This is a genomic window from Aquimarina sp. Aq107, assembly GCF_943733665.1.
Lineage (GTDB): Bacteria > Bacteroidota > Bacteroidia > Flavobacteriales > Flavobacteriaceae > Aquimarina.
In genome coordinates this window covers 3,799,064-3,819,776 of the sequence record NZ_OX030782.1, presented here as the reverse complement: position 1 = coordinate 3,819,776, position 20,713 = coordinate 3,799,064, and the positions used below count along the sequence as shown (strand labels likewise).

Sequence of the window (20,713 nt, the reverse complement as noted above, 5' to 3'; positions counted from 1 at the left end):
AGTCTGATTTAGATTAAGGTAAAAGGTGAAGATACATATGTTATATTATTTATTTCAATATTTAGAAAATGAGTACCAGTTTCCTGGAGCATCTTTGTTTCAGTTTATCACATTTAGGGCTGCCATGGCAATTATTTTATCGCTATTGATCTCTACTATATATGGTAAGCGTATCATTGATTTTTTGAGAAAAAAACAAATGGGAGAAAGTATCAGAGAGCTTGGATTAGAAGGGCAAGCAGAAAAAGCAGGTACACCAACAATGGGTGGAATAATAATAATTTTAGCCACACTTGTTCCTGCATTACTTTTTGCTAAGCTTGATAATATCTATATCATTTTGTTGATTATCACAACCTTATGGATGGGTGTTATAGGGTTTACTGATGATTATTTAAAAATTAAAAAGAAAGATAAAGAGGGTTTAGCTGGTAGGTTTAAAGTTATTGGTCAGGTTGGTCTAGGTCTTATCGTAGGTTGTACAATGTATTTTCATGAAGATATCACTATTAAAGAAGAGAAACCTGGAGCAGATATCGCGCAAATTACCACTGTAGATGGAGAATCGGATTTTAATCCTGCATTTAAATCTACAAAAACTACAATTCCTTTTTTTAAGAATAATGAGTTTGATTACTCAAGTTTAATTACTTGGATTAGTCCTGATTTAGGTAAGTATGCTTGGTTGGTGTTTATACCAATCGTAATCATTATTGTGACAGCAGTGTCTAATGGTGCTAATCTAACCGACGGAATTGATGGGTTGGCAGCGGGGTCATCTGCAATTATTGTACTCACACTAGCATTGTTTGCCTGGGTATCTGGTAATATCGTTTTTTCGGATTACTTAAATGTAATGTATATACCAAATTCTGGTGAAATGACCATTTATATTGCCGCATTTGCCGGGGCTTTAGTAGGTTTCTTATGGTATAATACATATCCGGCTCAGGTCTTTATGGGAGATACAGGTAGTTTAACAATAGGAGGAATAATAGCCGTGATCGCGATTGCTATCAGAAAAGAGTTTTTGATTCCTATTGTATGTGGAATCTTTTTTATAGAAGTCGTATCTGTAATGATGCAAGTGAGTTGGTTTAAGTATACAAGAAAAAAATATGGCGAGGGACGTAGAATATTTCTAATGTCACCATTACATCATCATTACCAGAAAAAAGGGATTCATGAAAGTAAGATTGTAGCTAGATTTTGGATTATTGGGATCTTTCTGGCAATTATAGCAGTGATTACTCTAAAAGTTAGATAAGGTGAGAAGGCTAGTTGTATTGGGAGCAGGAGAAAGTGGGGTTGGAACGGCTATTCTTGGTAAAAAAGAAGGGTTTACAGTATTTGTTTCTGATAAAGGAATAATTACAGATCATTATAAAAATGTTCTTAGAAGTTTTGAAATTGAATGGGAAGAGCAAAAGCATACAGAAAGTAAAATTCTTACTGCCAATGTGGTCATGAAAAGCCCTGGAATTCCGGATAAGGTAGAGTTGATAAAAAAACTACATCAAAATGGGGTTCCGGTAATTTCAGAGATTGAATTTGCTTCCGAGTTTACATCCGCAAAAATTGTTGGTATAACTGGAAGTAATGGAAAAACTACCACCACAATGCTTACACATCATGTGCTTAAAAATGGAGGTATAGATGTAAATATGGCAGGAAATATTGGAGATAGCTTTGCTAAACAAGTTGTAGAACATGATGCTCCATATTATGTGTTAGAACTAAGTAGTTTTCAACTTGATGGTATTAAAGATTTTACGCCTCATATTGCTGTACTGACTAATATAACTCCTGATCATTTGGATAGATATGATTATAAATTTGAGAATTATATCGCATCAAAATTTAGGATTACAATGAATCAAACGGAGCAGGATTATTTTATTTATGATGGAGATGATGAGGTAATCAAAAAGTATATAGAAAAACATCCTATTCGTTCAAGGTTGCTACCATTTTCTTTAAAAAGGAAAGTAGAAAATGGAGCGTATTTGGAAGGAGAAAAAATAACAATAACAATAGACAACAACGAATTTACTATGCCAACAAAAGATTTAGCATTAAAAGGAAATCACAACGTGAAAAATGCTATGGCTGCTGCCACAGTATCACAATTATTGAAAATAAGAAAGACTACTATACGAGAATGTCTTGAGAATTTTCATGGGGTAGAGCATCGATTAGAAAATGTATTGAAAATTAATAATGTTCAATATGTGAATGATTCGAAGGCTACAAATGTTAATGCCACTTTTTATGCATTAGATGCCATGAAATCTGCGACGGTTTGGATAGTTGGAGGTGTTGATAAAGGAAATGATTATACAGAGTTGTATCCTTTGGTTAACGAAAAAGTAAAAGCAATTATTTGTCTTGGAGTAGATAATTCTAAAATAATTAATGCTTTTGGTAATTGCGTAGATAATATCGTAGAGACACAGTCTATGAAAGAAGCTGTGAATATGGCGTATAAGATTGCGGAGCGAAACGAAAATGTTTTGTTGTCACCTGCTTGCGCAAGTTTTGATCTTTTTAAAAACTATGAAGAGCGTGGTAGACAGTTTAAAGAAGCTGTTAGGGAATTATAATATTAAAATAATAGAAATATAAAGTGACAAAAGTTTTAAGAAATATAAAAGGAGATAAAGTAATATGGGCAATCGTTGCTCTGTTAGCGTTATTTTCGTTTCTACCTGTTTATAGTGCGAGTAGCAATTTAGCATACTTATATGGGGATGGAAACACCTTTGTGTTTTTGGTAAAACATTTTGCACATTTGCTTTTAGGGTTTGGAATTATGTATTGGGTTCATAAGATCCCGTATCATTATTTTAGAGGACTTTCGATTATTATGTTGCCAGTTGTTGTAGTCTTGTTATTGTTTACTATGGCTCAGAATAATACTATCGGAGGTGCTAATGCAAGTAGATGGATTCGTTTACCATTTGTTGGTGTTACTTTTCAAACTTCCACCTTAGCTGCAGTTGTTTTGATGGCCTATGTGGCGAGATATTTGTCTAAAATAAGCGATAAAAAAATAACTTTCAAAGAATCATTAATACCGCTTTGGTTGCCCGTTTTTGTCATTTTGATGTTGATTTTACCTGCAAATTTTTCTACCGCTGCCATTATTTTTTCTATGGTAATCATGTTGGTTTTTTTGGGAGGATACCCAATAAGGCATATTGTGGTTGTATTAGGAACAGGTTTGTTAGCACTAACATTTTTTATTCTTACCGCAAAAGCGTTTCCAGATGCTTTTCCGAATAGAGTTGATACTTGGGTAAGTAGAGCAGAAAACTTTTTTAATGATAAGGATACGCCAGAAGATTATCAGATAGAACGAGCAAAAATAGCTATTGCAAGAGGTGGAGTAATAGGTCAAGGTCCTGGTAAAAGTGTACAAAGAAATTTTTTACCACAATCTTCTTCGGATTTTATTTATGCTATTATTATAGAAGAGTGGGGATTAGTTGGAGGAGTTTTTCTAATGTTTCTTTACTTAATGCTGTTGTTTAGATTGGTTATTGTCGCCCATAAAAGTATAGATGTTTTTGGGAAACTATTAGTGATAGGTGTAGGATTGCCTATCGTATTTCAGGCATTGATTAATATGGCTGTTGCTGTAGAACTGTTTCCAGTTACAGGTCAGACACTTCCTTTAGTTAGTAGCGGAGGGACATCCATTTGGATGACTTGTATGGCAATAGGTATGGTGTTAAGTATAAGTAGTAGAAGAAGTGTGTCAGAAGAAGAAGTTACTGATGATACTATAAAAGATAATTTAGATACGAAAGAACAAAATCCTTTAGAGGTGTTGAGCGAAGCAATATGAAACAACAACCAAGAATCATATTATCAGGTGGAGGAACAGGAGGACACATTTATCCTGCAATTTCTATAGCCAATGAATTAAAGGCTAGGTATCCAGAAGCAGCTATACTATTTGTAGGAGCTAAGGATCGTATGGAAATGCAAAAGGTTCCAGAAGCGGGTTATGAGATAGAGGGATTATGGATAAGTGGTATCCAACGTAAATTATCATTAAGTAATTTGTTGTTTCCTTTTAAGTTGCTGAGTAGTCTTTGGAAATCAAAAAAAATCATTAAAAAATTTGCTCCTGATGTAGTAATAGGCACAGGTGGATTCGCAAGTGGGCCTTTATTAAAAAAAGCTAATTCTGCAAAAATCCCAACAGTACTTCAGGAACAAAATTCTTATCCAGGTATTACGAATAAATGGTTAGCAAAAGGAGCTAATAAAATATGTGTTGCTTACGATAATATGGATCGCTTTTTTCCTAAAGATAAAATTGTAAAAACAGGCAATCCTGTTCGACAAGATTTATTAGAAATTAAGAGTAAAAGAGAAGATGCTATCGTCAAATATAATTTAGATTCTGAAAAGAAAACAATTTTGGTGATTGGAGGAAGTCTTGGAGCTAGGAGGGTGAATCAATTAGTAGAGAAAGAATTGATGTTTTTTGAGGAAAAAGGAGTTCAAGTACTTTGGCAATGCGGAAAGTTGTACTACGATGAATATAGAAAGTACGATGGTAATAAAGATGTTCAGGTTCACCAATTTCTAGATACAATGGACTTGGCATATGCGGCAGCTGATGTAATTGTTTCTAGGGCTGGAGCTAGTTCTGTTTCAGAATTATGTATTGTAGCAAAACCGACTTTGTTTATTCCGTCTCCAAATGTAGCCGAGGATCATCAGACTAAAAATGCTGATGCAATCGTAAGTGAAAATGGGGCTAAGATGTTAAAAGAAAGTGAGCTAGATGAAAAGTTTCAGAAAACTATTTCTCAATTACTGTCATCAGAGGCTATGCAAATTAAGTTAACACACGCAATAAAAAAAATGGCATTACCAAATGCTACAAAAGATATAGTTGATGAAATAGAGCAGCTAATTAGAAAAGATAATGGTTAGGTTAAGCAATGAGTAAAGAACTAAAAGATATAAAGAATATATATTTTATCGGTATCGGTGGTATCGGTATGAGTGCTCTTGCTCGATATTTTAAGTTTTTAGGAAAAAATGTGGCAGGGTATGATAAAACCTCCACGCAAATAACGTCAGATTTAGAAGATCTAGGGATTTCTATTCATTTCGAAGATGATGTACAGGCAATTCCAGACTCTTTTTTAGACGCTAAGGAAACATTGGTTGTGTATACTCCAGCAATTCCAATTACTCATTCAGAATTAAATTATCTAAAGAGTAATGGTTTTGTAATTAAAAAGAGAGCAGAAGTTTTAGGTGTTATTACACAAGGAACATATACGTTAGCAGTGGCGGGGACTCATGGGAAAACAACAACTACTGCTATTTTAGCACATTTGTTAAAAGAGAGTGGAGCAAAAGTTACCGCTTTTTTAGGAGGCATAAGTGAGAACTATAATTCGAACCTAGTTCTGGAAGGAAATGATGTGGTAGTGGTAGAAGCAGATGAATTTGACAGGTCGTTTTTACAGTTGTATCCCGATGTTGTAGCTGTTACCTCTATGGATGCTGATCATCTTGATATTTATAAAGAAGCAAATGCATTAGAAGAATCTTTTATTGAGTTTTCTTCTAGAGCAAAGGATCATCTTTTAGTCTGTAATGGATTGCCGTTATCAGGCAGTACATTTGGGGTAGAAGATGGAGCTGATTATTGTGCTCAAAATATTAAGATTGATAACGGGACATATATTTTTGACTTAAAAACACCAACTCAAGTTGTTGAAGATTTGCATTTAAACCTGCCAGGTAAACATAACTTGTTAAATGCTATCACAGCCTTTGCTATGGCAATGCTTTACGGCTCCCCGACCGCTGCCTTAGCAAAGGCTTTATTTTCTTTTAAAGGAGTTCAAAGACGTTTTAGCTATCAAATTAAATCCGATGATCTTGTATTTGTAGACGATTATGCACATCATCCTACGGAGATTAATGCATTACATCAAGCGATAAGAGAAATGCATCCGGAAAAAAAAGTTTTGGCAATTTTTCAACCCCATTTGTTTACTAGAACAAAGGATTTTGGATTAGAGTTTGCAGAAAGTTTAGCGCAATTTGATCAATTATTATTGTTAGATATATATCCTGCTAGAGAATTGCCTATAGAAGGAATTACTTCAGAATGGTTGTTAGACATGATACATCTCGACGATAAAAAATTAGTAAAAAAGAATCATTTAATAGATGAAATTTTGAAAAGTAGTGCTCAAGTGATTACCACTATTGGAGCAGGAGATATAGGAGAAGAAGTAAGTGTTATAAAAGAAGCATTGTTGGCGGTATGAAGAAGATTTTGACATATGCAAAGTTTTTTGGTCTTGTTGGATTGATCATATTTCTTTTTGCTTTTACAGGTAGTAGAAACGAGAAAAGAAAGATAAAAGAAGTAGAAATAGAATTCGTTGAAGAACAGAATCCTTACATAAATGAATTGACGGTTAATAAATTGTTAATACAAAATCAGGTAGGGGTGACGGATGTAGGTAAAGAAATTTTAGTTTTGAATATTGTAGAGAAGGGGCTGGATACACACAAAATGATAGAAGATTCAGATGTGTATCTCACAGTAAACGGGCAACTTAAGGCGAGAATTAAACAGCGTACTCCAATAGCTAGGGTAAATGCGGTTGTTCCTTTTTATGTTGATGTTACAGGAAATACGATGCCATTATCGGATAATTATTCAGCTCATGTTCCTCTAGTAAGCAATGTTTCAGAACGAGAAGTTTCAGAAGTTTTTCCATTATTACGAAAAATTCAAGAAGATGAGTTTTTAAAAAAACACGTAGTAAGTGTTTATCGAAATGTAAGCGGACAATATGAATTAGGATTACGGGTTTATGATTTCGACGTAGTTTTTGGAAAAATTGAAAATTTAGGTAGTAAGGTTAGAAATTTTAAAGCCTTTTATCAAAAAGCTTTAAAAGATAAAAGCTTGGAAAAATATAAGAAAGTTAGTTTACAATTTAGGAATCAAGTTGTGTGTACAATAAAATGATACCAATATGGCAAGAGAAGAACATGAAATAGCGGTAGGATTAGATATAGGAACAACTAAGATTGTTGCTATGGTAGGGCGTTATAATGAGTACGGAAAAATGGAAGTTTTGGGTGTTGGTAAGTCCAAAAGCCTCGGGGTACATCGTGGTGTAGTAAATAATATTACACAAACAATACAATCTATACAACAAGCGGTTCAGGAAGCAGAAAGTGTTTCTGGAGTAAAAATAAGTGAAGTAACAGTAGGAATAGCTGGTCAGCACATAAGAAGTTTGCAACACAGTGATTATATCACACGTCCTAACGCAGATGCGGTTATCGATGAAGAAGATATTGATACACTTTGTAATCAGGTTCATAAGCTGGTGATGCTCCCAGGAGAAGAAATATTACATGTACTGCCACAAGAATATAAAGTCGATGGTCAGGCAGAAATAAAAGAACCTGTTGGGATGTATGGTGGACGTTTAGAGGCTAATTTCCACGTGGTAGTTGGTCAGGTAACTTCTATTCGTAATATAGGAAGGTGTGTCAAAAGTTCTGGTTTAGAATTATCGGATGTTACATTAGAACCACTAGCTTCTGCAAATGCTGTGTTAAGTCAGGAAGAAAAAGAAGCAGGTGTAGCATTAATTGATATAGGAGGTGGAACTACAGATCTTGCAATTTTTAAAGATGGTATTATACGTCATACAGCAGTTATACCGTTTGGCGGAAACGTAATAACCGAAGATATAAAAGAAGGTTGTTCCATTATAGAAAAACAAGCAGAACTGCTTAAAATTAAATTTGGATCTGCTTGGCCAGGAGAAAATAAAGACAACGAAATAGTTTCTATTCCTGGATTAAGAGGTAGAGAACCAAAGGAGATTACGTTAAAAAATTTATCTAAAATCATTCATGCTCGTGTCGTGGAGATTATAGAACAGGTTTTTTTAGAAATAAAAAATTATGGTCATGAGTCACCAAAGAAAAAGTTAATTGCAGGAATTGTATTAACGGGTGGAGGATCACAATTAAAACATCTAAAACAATTAGTAGAATATATAACAGGTATGGATACCAGAATTGGATATCCAAATGAGCATTTAGCAGGTAATAGTGATCCAGAAACCACAAGTCCAATGTATGCGACAGCAGTTGGTTTGGTTATGGATAGCCTTGTACATATTAGTAAACAGAAAAAAGCTGCGGTAAAAGAAGCTGTAGTAGAAGAGGAACAGAAAGAAGAAACAGTCACTATTGAGGGAGAAGGTATTGAGGAAGAAAAGCCAGTAGTTGATAGCAGACCTAGGAAAAATATTCTAGAGAAATGGACGGAAAAGTTTAAGGAGTTTCTTGATAACGCAGAATAAAACCTAGTGTTAAGATTTGGATAAGTAAGTTCCCTTTTTGGAATAAAAAATTAAGATATTAAAAAATAAAAGTAAGAGAACAAGAAAATTAGCAGTTATGAGTGACAACGAGGAGTTCGAAAACATTTCTTTTGATTTACCCAAGAATCAATCAAATGTAATTAAAGTTATTGGAGTTGGAGGAGGTGGTAGTAATGCCATTAATCATATGTTCCAGCAGGGGATCAAAGGAGTTGATTTCGTTATTTGTAATACAGATGCGCAAGCATTAGAAAATAGTCCTATTCCGAATAAGATACAGTTGGGAGTGTCTCTTACAGAAGGATTAGGAGCTGGTGCAAATCCAGAAGTGGGGGAGCAATCAGCTGTAGAGAGTTATGAAGAGATAAAACGAATGTTAGACACCAATACCAAAATGATTTTTATCACTGCTGGTATGGGTGGAGGAACAGGAACAGGAGCAGCACCTATTATTGCTAAAATGGCAAGAGAGTTAGATATTCTAACGGTAGGGATTGTTACTATTCCTTTTCAGTTCGAAGGAAAAATGCGTAATGAGCAAGCACAGTTAGGTGTAGAAAAACTTCGTGCGCACGTAGATTCTTTGGTTGTTATTAATAATAATAAACTACGAGAAGTATATGGTAATTTAGGTTTTAAAGCAGGTTTTTCTAAAGCAGATGAGGTATTAGCTACAGCATCTAGAGGAATTGCAGAAGTAATAACACATCACTATACGCAGAATATAGATTTACGTGATGCAAAAACAGTACTTAGTAATAGTGGTACAGCAATAATGGGGTCCGCTAATGCCTCTGGAGCTAAACGTGCTCACGACGCTATTGTAAAAGCATTGGATTCGCCATTACTTAATGATAATAAAATTACAGGAGCTAAAAATGTATTATTGCTGATTGTTTCTGGAAAAGAAGAAATTACTATTGATGAAATAGGAGAAATTAATGATCATATTCAACAAGAAGCTGGCCATGGTGCTAACATCATTATGGGGGTTGGAGAAGATGAATCATTAGAAGATGCAATTTCTGTAACTGTTATCGCTACTGGTTTTGATGTAGAACAACAAGATGAAATTGTTAATACTGAAACAAAAAGAATAATACATACATTAGAAGAAGAACAAAGAGCAACAACTCAAGATTTAACACCTAAATCAACTTCTAAAAGTACTCCTGAGATAACTCCTGTTCCTCAAAAGGAAGTGGTTAAGGAAGAGCCGGTAATTATTAAGCATGAGTTGATAGAAGAAGAGGAAGAGGATATTAGTGAATCTTTGTTATTACCAACAACGGAATTTTTAAAGAATATAGATGTTGTAGATCCTGAAGAGGTAAGTCCTTTCTCTGTAGATAGTGATTTTGTGATTATTAATGCTCAGGATATTATTAATCAAATAGAGGTTAATGATGCAAATGAAATAGCATTAGCGAAGGAAGAAAAGGAAAAAGAAGAAGATCAATTTACATTAGCTTTTGATATGCCTGTAGGAGGAAATGAAGAGCAGAATATAGAAACGGTTGATCCTACACCTACTGTTGTAAAACAGGAAGAAGAAGAAAAACCAATTGTTTTTGATCTTACCGATGATATTTTAGAAGTTGAAGTAAATGAACCTATAGAAGTAGTTCCAGTAAGCGAAACAGTAACGGGAGGAGTTCGTAAGTATAGTCTTGAAGAGTACATGGAAGAAGAAAAAAGACTTACTGATGCTAAACCTGCAGCTGAGGTAATAGAGGAGGATAAAGAAGTAGTTTTTGAAAAGAAGACTGTTGCTCCGGCTCCAGAACAAGAACCTTCTGAAAGTGCTGATCCAGTAGATCAACCGATTTCTGAAACATTAAAAGCTAGAGCTGCAGAACGTAGAGCTAAAATGAAGGAGTTTAATTATAAGTTTAGAAATAATGCTTCTAATATTGATGATATCGAAAAAGAACCTGCTTATAAGCGCGCAGGACTTGATGTAGATTCTAAGCCTGGTTCTTCTGAGTTGTCTAGAACTTCCTTAGGAACAGATAGCAATGATGATATCCAATTACGAAAAAATAATTCTTTTTTACATGATAATGTAGACTAAGAATTGCTAAAATAGTTTTTAAGATAAACCGATAATCTAAAATGGATTATCGGTTTATTTTTTATCTTCGCAATCCAAAAGATTAAAACCACTAGTTATGAGTTTACAGGCCAAAGTAATGACAGCCATGAAAGAAGCGATGAAAGCTAAAGATACTAATGCTTTAACATCATTGCGTGCTATTAAATCTGCTATTTTATTAGCGCAAACCGAAAGTGGGGCAAAAGAAGAATTAACAGAAGATCAAGAGTTAAAACTGCTACAGAAATTGGTAAAACAACGTAAGGATAGTGCAACTATTTTTACCGAGCAAGGAAGAGATGATCTAGCACAACCAGAAATCGATCAAGCACAAGTAATCGAACAGTTTTTACCTGAGCAAATGAGCGAGGAAGAAATAGAAAAAGTAATTGTAGATATAATTGCTAAAACTGGTGCATCAGGTATGAAAGATATGGGGAAAGTGATGGGGATGGCGTCCGGACAATTAACGGGTAAAGCTGATGGAAAAACGATCTCTACTATTGTAAAAGCTAAGTTGTCTTAAAAAATAATAGGCCCAGTGGCGCAACTGAATAGCGCATCAGATTTCGGCTCTGAGGGTTGGGGGTTTGAATCCCTCCTGGGTCACATCAAGCACAAAACCTGCAATGAAATTGCAGGTTTTTGTTATTTGGAAAAACCCAAAACACTAGTTTTGGGTTTTTCCAAATAACAAAAACTGTTAAGTGATAGCTTTGCTAGTTTTGTATTTGCAGTAGTGAGCTTAATGGGATCAATATGATTAATTCTTTCTGGGTTACATTGAATGGAAAACTTGTAATGAAATTGTTAATTTTCATTTTTTAAATAATCTTAAAACATTAGTGTCCGGTTTTTGAAGAATATGGAAAAAACAACTACACTAATCGTAAAGTGTTATTCATAGAGATGTCATTTTATATTGGATTATAAAATTATCCATAAAGAGAATATATGAAACGTTTTATAGATTGAGTTTCTTTTTAAAAATCATATTTGTATTCTATATTTGTTTGACATCGCAGATAGACTTCTTTTTTACTATATTACTGTTTTCTAACTACTAGATGATGTTTTAATAAATTGTTATACCAATGACTCATAAAATCAATACTCATTTTCTTTTCTTTTTTCTATTTCTAATAGCGATTCCAGTAAACGCTCAAGAAAAAGCGGTTCCTGTATTTAAGGATGGCGAGGCACAAATAGTAGAAGCTTTTAATACACCTGATAAATGGATTCGTCATGATCTATGGGTACCTACAGAATTTGATACCGATGGTGATGGAATATTAGATAGAATGCACGTATCCGTAACACGTCCTTATCAAACAGAAACAGAAGGATTGAAACTGCCTGTTATTTATGTTTCTAGTCCATATTTTGCTGGTGTTGCTGCCGACATAGATGGATTGTTTTGGGATGTACATCATGAATTAGGAGAACAACCAAAACCGAGAACACATACAGAAGTGGTACGTAGAGGTAAAAGACCAATTATTTCTAATTCACATATAAAAAAATGGATTCCTAGGGGATATATTGTAGTTCATTCATCTTCTCCAGGTACTGGATTATCACAAGGAGCTCCAACCGTAGGTGGTGATAACGAATCGTTAGCGCCAAAAGCAGTGATTGATTGGTTATGTGGTCGCATTGATGGATACACGGAAAAAGAAGGTACGGAGAAAGTTAAAGCATATTGGTCTACGGGAAAAGTTGGGATGACTGGAACTTCTTACAACGGAACTATTCCGTTAGCAGCTGCAACTACTGGAGTCAAAGGTTTAGAAGCTATTATTGCAATTGCACCAAATACCTCATATTACCATTATTATAGATCTAATGGTTTGGTACGTTCTCCAGGTGGATATTTAGGAGAAGATATAGATGTGCTATATGATTTTATTCATAGTGGAGATGAGTCCAAACGTCCATATAATAATAAAACAGTACGGGATACTGAGATGAAAAATGGAATGGATAGAATTACAGGCGATTATAACGATTTCTGGGCGGGTAGAGATTATCTAAACGATATGAAACCTATGAAAGCCGCTTTATTGATGTCTCATGGATTTAATGATTGGAATGTAATGCCAGAGCATAGTTATAGAATATATAAGAAAGCTAAAGAAATGGGTATTCCATCTCAGATTTATTATCACCAAAATGGTCATGGAGGTCCTCCTCCAATTATTATGATGAATAGATGGTTTACAAGATACTTACATGGAATAGAAAATGGCGTAGAAAAAGATGCTCGTGCTTGGATTGTTAGAGAAAACGATTCTCGTGAGCATCCAGTTGCTTACAAAGAATATCCTAATCCGGATGCATCAGATGTTGCTTTTTTTCCTAATATAGGAGGATTAGACTTTGGGTTATTAAGTACTACAAAACCTACTAAACAAGGTGTAGAAAAATTAGTAGATGATTATAATTTTTCGGGCGATTCGTTAGCAATATTAAAAAAATCTAGTCATCGTTTGTTATATTCGACTCCAGTACTAACAGAAGATATTCACATATCAGGAATTGCCAAAGTTACTGTAAAAGTTGCCAGTAGTAAACCTGCGGCTAATCTTTCGGTTTGGTTAGTCTCTTTACCTTGGGAAAAGAATGCAAAAAAAATCACAAATAATATAATTACTCGTGGTTGGGCTGATCCACAAAATTATAAGTCATTAACAGAAAGCGAACCTCTAAAGCCAGGTTCATTCTATGAAATGTCTTTTGATTTACAACCAGATGATCAGGTAATTAAAAAAGGACAGCAAATTGGATTGATGATTTTTTCTAGTGATAGTAAATTTACATTATTACCAAAACCTGGGACTGAACTTACTATTGATCTGGATGCAACATCCATTTCAATTCCTATTGTTGGAGGTATAAAAGCATTTAAAGAAGCAATAAAACAATAACGGATACTATTTTTTCTCAAGTATTTCAATCCCTTTTTGCATTACTAATGAATTAGGGATTGTTATATTTCTTCCGTCATCTGTTTTCATGAATACATAGAAACCAGTAATGTCAATAATCTCACCTGTCCAATCAAAATCTTTATCAAGGATACGGATGCGATCTCCTATTCTAACAGGGTGATTGAAAAATAAGATAACACTTGCAGTCAAACTAGATAGTAGTGACCATTGCGCAAAAAAGCCTACTCCTAAAACAGCCATTACAGATGAAATAAAAACAGCAAATTGTTTGTGATCCACTCCCCAAATAATTGCAAGTATCGATATAGCAATCACGTAAATTAGAAGATGACTTAGTTTAAAGATGATTTTTCTACGATTCGCTTCGATGGATCTAATAAAACCAAATCGTTGTATCGCTTTTTTACTTAGTAATAATAATATGATCATTATGATCACCAGTACGAGAGTAAGAAAAATTTCTGTTTGATACTTTAGCATGAATATCGATTTTGGATTTTATTTTAAAGCCATTTTTTTCTTTTAAAAAAATATATAAGAGCTACAAAAATAAATATCATTACTCCCCAAAGCACAAAATAACCATATTTAAACTTAAGTTCGGGAATATGTTCGAAGTTCATGCCGTATATCCCGGCAATAAAAGTAAGCGGAATAAATATGGTAGCAATAATAGTCAATACCTTCATTACCTCATTCATCTTATTGCTAATAGTTGTCATATACATATCCATTAACCCCCAAATCATATCCCTATAAATTTCAATATTTTCGGATACCTGAATGATATGATCATATAGATCTCGAAGGTATAATCGTATTTTTTTTGCAATTAATTTGTGTTCGCTTTTTTCAATTCTATTAACTACCTCTCTTAGTGGGAGTACGGCTCTTCTAATTTTAAGAACTTCTTTTTTAAGCGTTTGTATTTGGTAGGTGATATTATCATTTTGTTTATTTTGAAAAAGATCATCTTCTAACTCTTCTATTTTATCGCCTATCACTTCTATTAGGTTAAAATAATTATCCACTATGGCATCCATCAAAATATAAAGAAGGTAGTCCGATCCCATAGTTCGAATTTTGCCTTTATTATTTCGAATACGATTCCGAATAGAATCAAAGACATCTCCATCTGATTCTTGAAATGAAATGACAAATCCATTTCCCAAAACGAAACTAATATGTTCTATAGAAAGCTCTCCTTTTTCATTAAAATAAATCATTTTTAGAACTACAAAAAGGTAATTATCATACTCGTCAATCTTAGGCCTTTGTTGGGTGTTAACGATATCCTCAAGTATTAAAGGATGTAAATTACAGTGTCCGCCTAATTTTTCAATTGTCTCTATATGGTTAAGACCATTAACGTTTATCCAAGTTATAGGTTCTGAATCAATAAAAGAATATGCTTCTTCAATATTTTTTAATTCTTTTTCTTCATAAGATTCTTTATCATAATTGAATACGTCTATAAATAAATCGCTAGTGTTTTTTTTACCAACATACACGACAGTACCAGGAATTTGTCCTAATGTATGCCCATAAAATGTTTGTTTAACATCCTCCATCTTAACTCTTAAATTAAATAACAATAAGATATCATAATTTTTTACCTCTTCCAAGTAATTGGAATAACGAATATATACTGATTTTTTATGATATCTTATTGTTAATTCATCATACTATAAATTTTTGCACAATAAGATTTGAAATGAATTGGAGTTTTATAGTTCTTTTATTTTAAATAGAATCAACGTGCGGAAATCGTTGATCATATTCTACTTTTAAACGGACCATTTTTTTTAAAAAAGGAGTGTTTTCTTGATGTGTTCGATTATTTCTAAAATGGACAAATCTTCCTTGCGCATGAATACTTATTCCATTCGTATTATAAAGGTAAAATTGATAATAGGGAATTACCCAAGTAAAATTTTGTAGCCCTTTATTAATAGCTATTAAAATTCCATTAGGTCTTAATTCGATACTACCGTAATTGACATCAGAGACGCTGTTGATAATACCTTTTAAGTTTGGACTAACATCTTCTATAATCATGCGTTTTGAACCAATACCTTTGAGTTTAAAGGCATTTAATATAGAAAATGGTTTTCCTACCAAATTATTTATAAGGGCTTTGTTTTTTTTATTTCTATATGTAGTTTCTAAAAGCATAGGGTGTTAGCTATAAAAATTTAAAAAAGAAGTTTTTATAAAGATACAAAAACGTTTAATTTTTTTTATAAATGTTTAAACAAAATTAACAAATAGTCTTTTTGTTAACGATGATAATTATCATAGTTCTTCAAGAAAATCTCAGCTACTTTTAGAATATAAAAACTTTTGAAGATGAAAAATATCCTGCTTCCTACCGACTTTTCAGAGAACTCAAGAAATGCTATTAATTATGCTATGCAGTTTTTTAATAACGAGTTATGTACTTTTTATATCCTAAACGTACAGAAAGCTTCTGTATACATGACGGATGATCTTATGACGGCTCCGATGAACGCCTCTGTTCATCAATCTGTAGTGAATACATCAAAACAAAAGCTCGTTGAACTCATAGAAGAACTTAAGAAAGACACTGCAAATCAGAATTACACGTTTCGGGCAATTACCGACTATGATATTTTTACCGATGCGATTAAACAAGCTGTAAAAGCTAAAAAAATCGACTTGATTATCATGGGAACTAATGGAGCTACTGGAGCGAGAGAGGTTGTTTTTGGGAGTAATACGCTGAATGTTATTCGTAAGATAGATTGTCCTGTTCTTGTGATTCCCCAAGGATATCTTTTTGAAAATTTAAAAACTGTATTATACACTATCGATGATAATGACCATTTTAATGCCAAAGGAATAGAACCTCTTATAGATACTTTATCTAAGCATAATTCGTCTTTAAGAATTCTTAAAATAAAAGAAGATGATATTGTAACTATTGCAGAGTTTGAGGATAAGAAAGAATTAAAAGATTTTTTTAAAAATATTAATCATACCTTTCATTCAATTACTAATGTTCCTAGTGTACTAGCTATAGATAGTTTTGTTCAAATAATGCATGTAGATATGAATGCTATGTTTATTAAAAAGGAAACTTTTATGGAACGTTTTTTTTACGGTTCAGAAACTTCTAAAATTAGCTACGGTACCAGAGTGCCGTTGCTTATTCTACATAATTGATTTTATAAAATATTAGCAAATGATATACATTACTTTTCTTATCATATATTTTTTGGCAGGATTAGTAATTGTTATTAGGCTCATACTTTATGGGATGCGACCTACTAAGACATTAGCTTGGATACTAGCTATTTTTACAATTCCGGTTGGAGGAATGTTATTTTATTTATTATTAGGCAGAAACCGAAGAAAAAACAAGCTATTTCAATTAAAACGAACTGATGAAATTAATACCTATTTAGAGAAAGCAGAAAGCTATTATAAACAGATAAAGAAAACTGAGTATCTGGAGCATCAAAAACTAATTGAGCTTATTACTAAAAATTGTGGTTTTTCACCAAGTGCGGGTAATAAATTAAAACTTCTTAAAAATGGAAATGCTACGTTCCGCGCGATATTCGAAAGCTTAAAAAAAGCGGAACATTTTATTCATCTACAATATTATATTTTTGAGAATGGTATATTGGCAGAAGGGCTTTTTGAGCTTTTTGAGCAGAAGGTAAAAGAAGGTGTTCAGATACGCATTTTATATGATGGTATCGGAAGTTTATCACTAAGTAAAAAGTATATCAAAAAGCTTGAAGATATAGGTGTTGAAATATATGGGTTTTTGCCAATCAAATTCGGTAAATTTCTCTCATCATTAAATTACCGTAATCATCGAAAAATTATTGTAATTGATAATAAAATAGCGTTTACAGGTGGTATTAATGTTTCTGATAAATATGTTACAGGAGATTCTGATTTGGGAATGTGGAACGATATGCATTTACAATTAGAAGGGCCAATAATACATAGCTTACAAGCTATTTTTGCAATGGATTGGTATCTTGTTAGTAATAATGAAAGCATTTTGCAATCTTCTTATTTCTCTAATTACGAAGATGTAGGAGATATGACAGCTCAAACTGTTCACAGTGGTCCAGATGAGGATTTTTCTTCTACCCAACAAATGTATTTTTCTCTAATAAATGAAGCTAAAGATTATGTGTATATAGCCAATCCGTATATCATTCCTGGAGAAGCGATATTAGAAGCATTAAAAGTTGCAGCGCTGAGCGGAGTAGAAGTGAGGTTACTGCTTTCGGAAGTTTCTGATAACATAATTGTTAGATGGTGTGTACGATCCTATTTTGAAGGATTGATGGAAGCAGGTGTTAAAATATACTTATTTTCTAATGGCTTTTTGCACAGTAAAACAATAGTTGCAGATGATACAGTCTCTTCAGTAGGTACTACTAATCTTGATATCAGAAGTTTTGAACAAAATTATGAAGTGAATGTGATAATATATGATGATACTTTTGCTGTAGAATTAAAAAATGATTTTTTAAGTGATTGTAAACAAAGTGTTCAGCTAAACTATAGTACTTTTGTCAATAGACCGTGGATTGAAAAACTAAAAGAAGGATTGGCTAAAATTTTTAGCCCAGTTCTTTAAAATATCTAAAGATGAAAGACGTAAAAAATGTAGGTCTTGTACTTTCTGGAGGAGGTTTTAAAGGAGTTGCACATATTGGAGCAATAAAAGCTATTGAAGAAGCAGGTTTGCATCCTAACTTTGTTTCTGGAACCAGTGCAGGAGCTATTGTAGGATCATTATATGCAGCAGGACACTCTATTGAAAAAATAAAAGATTTTTTTAGTAAAACTCCCTTGTTTAAGTTTAATCGATTTACCAGAAGAAAGGCAGGTTTTCTAGATTCTGAAAAATTCTATGATGATCTGATAAATTATTTTGATGATAATTCTTTTGAAAGCCTAGAGAAAAAACTTTTTGTGACTGCTACCAATCTTCTTACAGGAACTGTAATGGTTTTTAATGAGGGAGAGTTGATTAAACCCATACTAGCTTCAGCTGCTTTTCCGGGGGTGTTTTCTCCAATACAGATTGGAGATCAGTTATATTCTGATGGTGGGATTTTAGATAATTTTCCGATCATGCCAATAAAAAAACAATGTGATATGATCATTGGGATTGATGTTACTCCAATTAGAAAACCTAAGTTAACAGATTTTAAGCATGCGTATAATGTGATGCAACGAGCATATTATTTAAGAGCCATGCCTAATTCTGAAACAAAATTTGAAGAATGTGACTTAGTGATTCAACCGAAAAAACTTACAAGTCACGGGATTTTTAGTAGTACTAATTTGGATCAGATTTTTGAGTTAGGCTATCAAGAAGCAAAACAACAATTAGAATTGTACGCAAAGAATTAGAAATAGCAGTAATTAGAAGAATGATTCAGGAACTTAAGAATAATTATGCACACCTTTTTGAAAATGAGCTTTTAGAAGAGATTAATAACGTTTCTACCATTAAAGAAGTTACAGAAGGAGCAGCCTTAATAAAACCAGGTAGTTATATCAAATCAATGCCATTAATCATTCATGGAGCTATTAAAATATTAAGAGAAGATAAAGAAGGGGATGAGTTATTACTATACTTTTTAGAAAAAGGAGATACGTGTGCCATGACATTATCTTGCTGTATCGGTCATCATAAAAGTGAAATCAAGGCAATTGCTGAGATGGATTCTAAACTTGTTATGATTCCTGTAAGCAAAATGGAAGAATGGACGAAAAAATATACTTCGTGGAGAAACTTCGTTTTCGAAAGTTATCATAAAAGATTGATGGAAGCAATTGAGACAATAGATAGTATAGCTTTTCTTAAAATGGATAAGAGGCTCTTAAAATACTTGAATGATAAAGCGAAAGTTAATAAGGATAATATATTGCACAATACACATCAAGAAATCGCATATGATTTACATACTTCTAGAGTTGTAATATCTAGATTATTGAAAAAATTAGAAATAGAAGGAAAGATACAATTACATCGAAATAGCATTACGGTTTTAGATCTTTAAAAAATTAAGTGACTATTGTTACTGTGATTCTCTTATCTTGATGGTATGTTTACAAAAATGTTTGGGAAATCAATGACAAAATTTAACGAGGTATCGTATATTATTCATTTAATGTTACTATTATCTGTTTCGGTAGGTTTTTCGCAGCAAAATTTTAAAACTGAAAAGCCTAATGCCATAAAAGAGAATAATAAAATTAACATTATCGATATCAATACGCTAGTCGATCAAGCGATAAATAAGGATGTGCAACTTATCGATATAAGGACTATTAAAGAATATACTGAAGGTTATATTGATGACGCAATTAATATTAGTTTTGAAGATAGAGAGAAATTTGCTTTAGAATTTCAAAAATTAAATAAAGAAAAACCAGTATTCATCTATTGTTATTCTGGTTGGAGAAGTCATAGGGCTGCTAAATTATTGGTTACACTAGGTTTTAATAAGATATATGACTTCAAGGGAGGATATAAAGCTTGGAGTGCGTATTCAGAAAAATGATATAATACAGAATCAATTATTGATTAAATTAGTAAAAAATAAAAACCATTGATTTCTGAAGCTTTAGATACTTATTTTCCAAAATTAACTACAATGCCAGATTTAAAGAAAGAGCTTGTAGAAATTAGTAGTATTCATAAATTTGATGCAGGCACGGTTATTCTTAGACAAGGTGCATATATTAAAGTCATCCCACTATTGATATCAGGTTTAGCAAAAGTATTTAAAGAAGAACCAATTAACGGAAACGAGGTTTTATTGTATTACATACAGCCAGGAGAAAGTTGTGTAATGTCAGTTACTACTTTAATACGTAATCAGGAAAGTCAGGTAAAAGCGGTGATCGAAGAAGATTCTGAGGTGGTAGTCATACCAGCAGATAAGGCATTAGCAATTGCAAAAAAATATCCAAAATGGAATGAGTTTATATATGACCTCTTTAATCTTAAATTTGAAGAATTATTAGATGTTATAGAAATTTTGACATTTTCTAATAAAGATAAAAGGTTGTTAGAGTATTTAAAAAAAGAAGCTAAGTTAAAAGGTCGAAATATCCTTAATACAACACATCAACACATAGCCCATGATCTAGGATCTTCTAGAGAGGTGATATCTCGATTACTAAAAAAGTTAGAACAAGAAGGGCATATATTTTTAAAACAAGGCGCTATTGAATTAATTGCCTCGACTTAGATGTGT

General features: G+C 32.9%; 19 protein-coding genes and 1 tRNA gene. 17 read left to right on the top strand and 3 right to left on the bottom strand.

The window, feature by feature from the left end; translation table 11 throughout:
* The first annotated feature begins 37 nt into the window (after positions 1-37).
* The 11 genes from mraY to NMK29_RS16520 all read left to right on the top strand — a co-directional run bounded on the left by mraY (position 38) and on the right by NMK29_RS16520 (position 13,424).
* Entirely contained in the window at positions 38-1,267 is a 1,230-nt protein-coding gene (gene mraY / locus NMK29_RS16570; protein ID WP_108801992.1) for a phospho-N-acetylmuramoyl-pentapeptide-transferase, read from the top strand.
* A 1-nt stretch (position 1,268) separates the two neighbouring features.
* The gene (gene murD, locus NMK29_RS16565) at positions 1,269-2,603 is read left to right on the top strand and encodes a UDP-N-acetylmuramoyl-L-alanine--D-glutamate ligase (RefSeq protein WP_108801991.1); all 1,335 of its coding nucleotides are present in this window, start codon (positions 1,269-1,271) and stop codon (positions 2,601-2,603) included.
* A gap of 23 nt (positions 2,604-2,626) precedes the next feature.
* Positions 2,627-3,850: an FtsW/RodA/SpoVE family cell cycle protein gene (locus NMK29_RS16560; RefSeq protein WP_108801990.1), complete on the top strand. Its 1,224-nt coding sequence runs from the start codon at positions 2,627-2,629 to the stop codon at positions 3,848-3,850.
* Positions 3,847-4,953: an undecaprenyldiphospho-muramoylpentapeptide beta-N-acetylglucosaminyltransferase gene (gene murG, locus NMK29_RS16555; RefSeq protein WP_108801989.1), complete on the top strand. Its 1,107-nt coding sequence runs from the start codon at positions 3,847-3,849 to the stop codon at positions 4,951-4,953. Before NMK29_RS16560 ends, murG begins: the two co-directional genes overlap by 4 nt.
* Positions 4,954-4,961: 8 nt before the next feature.
* The gene (murC, locus tag NMK29_RS16550; protein WP_108801988.1) at positions 4,962-6,311 is read left to right on the top strand and encodes a UDP-N-acetylmuramate--L-alanine ligase; all 1,350 of its coding nucleotides are present in this window, start codon (positions 4,962-4,964) and stop codon (positions 6,309-6,311) included.
* Positions 6,308-7,024, top strand: coding sequence for a cell division protein FtsQ/DivIB (locus NMK29_RS16545; RefSeq protein WP_108801987.1), 717 nt, complete (start codon positions 6,308-6,310; stop codon positions 7,022-7,024). The genes murC and NMK29_RS16545 overlap by 4 nt, the downstream gene beginning before the upstream one ends.
* Positions 7,025-7,031: 7 nt before the next feature.
* A complete protein-coding gene (gene ftsA / locus NMK29_RS16540; RefSeq protein ID WP_108801986.1) occupies positions 7,032-8,381 on the top strand; it encodes a cell division protein FtsA in 1,350 nt (449 codons plus the stop codon).
* 97 nt (positions 8,382-8,478) lie between these two features.
* Positions 8,479-10,476, top strand: a complete 1,998-nt coding sequence (gene ftsZ, locus NMK29_RS16535; RefSeq protein WP_108801985.1) for a cell division protein FtsZ — start codon at positions 8,479-8,481, stop codon at positions 10,474-10,476.
* Positions 10,477-10,573: 97 nt separating this feature from the next.
* Positions 10,574-11,023, top strand: coding sequence for a GatB/YqeY domain-containing protein (locus tag NMK29_RS16530; RefSeq protein WP_108801984.1), 450 nt, complete (start codon positions 10,574-10,576; stop codon positions 11,021-11,023).
* Positions 11,024-11,032: 9 nt separating this feature from the next.
* Positions 11,033-11,106, top strand: a tRNA-Arg gene (locus tag NMK29_RS16525).
* 485 nt (positions 11,107-11,591) lie between these two features.
* Complete coding sequence (locus tag NMK29_RS16520) at positions 11,592-13,424, top strand: Xaa-Pro dipeptidyl-peptidase (protein WP_108801983.1); 1,833 nt, start codon at positions 11,592-11,594, stop codon at positions 13,422-13,424.
* Between the two features lie 6 nt (positions 13,425-13,430).
* Here the strand turns inward: NMK29_RS16520 and NMK29_RS16515 are convergent, their stop codons facing one another.
* From NMK29_RS16515 to NMK29_RS16505, 3 genes are all read right to left on the bottom strand, one after another.
* The gene (locus NMK29_RS16515; protein WP_108801982.1) at positions 13,431-13,928 is read right to left on the bottom strand and encodes a mechanosensitive ion channel domain-containing protein; all 498 of its coding nucleotides are present in this window, start codon (positions 13,926-13,928) and stop codon (positions 13,431-13,433) included.
* A gap of 23 nt (positions 13,929-13,951) precedes the next feature.
* Positions 13,952-15,019, bottom strand: coding sequence for a magnesium/cobalt transporter CorA (gene corA, locus NMK29_RS16510; protein ID WP_108801981.1), 1,068 nt, complete (start codon positions 15,017-15,019; stop codon positions 13,952-13,954).
* A 172-nt stretch (positions 15,020-15,191) separates the two neighbouring features.
* A complete protein-coding gene (locus NMK29_RS16505) occupies positions 15,192-15,623 on the bottom strand; it encodes a hypothetical protein (protein WP_108801980.1) in 432 nt (143 codons plus the stop codon).
* Positions 15,624-15,797: 174 nt separating this feature from the next.
* On the opposite strand from NMK29_RS16505, the gene NMK29_RS16500 reads away from it, so the two are divergent.
* From NMK29_RS16500 to NMK29_RS16475, 6 genes are all read left to right on the top strand, one after another.
* Positions 15,798-16,634 (top strand): universal stress protein, encoded by an 837-nt coding sequence (locus NMK29_RS16500; RefSeq protein WP_108801979.1) that lies wholly within the window; start codon positions 15,798-15,800, stop codon positions 16,632-16,634.
* A gap of 19 nt (positions 16,635-16,653) precedes the next feature.
* Positions 16,654-18,075, top strand: coding sequence for a cardiolipin synthase (cls, locus tag NMK29_RS16495; RefSeq protein WP_108801978.1), 1,422 nt, complete (start codon positions 16,654-16,656; stop codon positions 18,073-18,075).
* An 11-nt stretch (positions 18,076-18,086) separates the two neighbouring features.
* Complete coding sequence (locus NMK29_RS16490; RefSeq protein WP_108801977.1) at positions 18,087-18,857, top strand: patatin-like phospholipase family protein; 771 nt, start codon at positions 18,087-18,089, stop codon at positions 18,855-18,857.
* A 20-nt stretch (positions 18,858-18,877) separates the two neighbouring features.
* Positions 18,878-19,510: a Crp/Fnr family transcriptional regulator gene (locus NMK29_RS16485; protein ID WP_108801976.1), complete on the top strand. Its 633-nt coding sequence runs from the start codon at positions 18,878-18,880 to the stop codon at positions 19,508-19,510.
* Between the two features lie 72 nt (positions 19,511-19,582).
* Positions 19,583-20,014: a rhodanese-like domain-containing protein gene (locus NMK29_RS16480; RefSeq protein ID WP_234424210.1), complete on the top strand. Its 432-nt coding sequence runs from the start codon at positions 19,583-19,585 to the stop codon at positions 20,012-20,014.
* Positions 20,015-20,107: 93 nt separating this feature from the next.
* Complete coding sequence (locus NMK29_RS16475) at positions 20,108-20,707, top strand: Crp/Fnr family transcriptional regulator (RefSeq protein WP_234424209.1); 600 nt, start codon at positions 20,108-20,110, stop codon at positions 20,705-20,707.
* Positions 20,708-20,713: the final 6 nt, after the last annotated feature.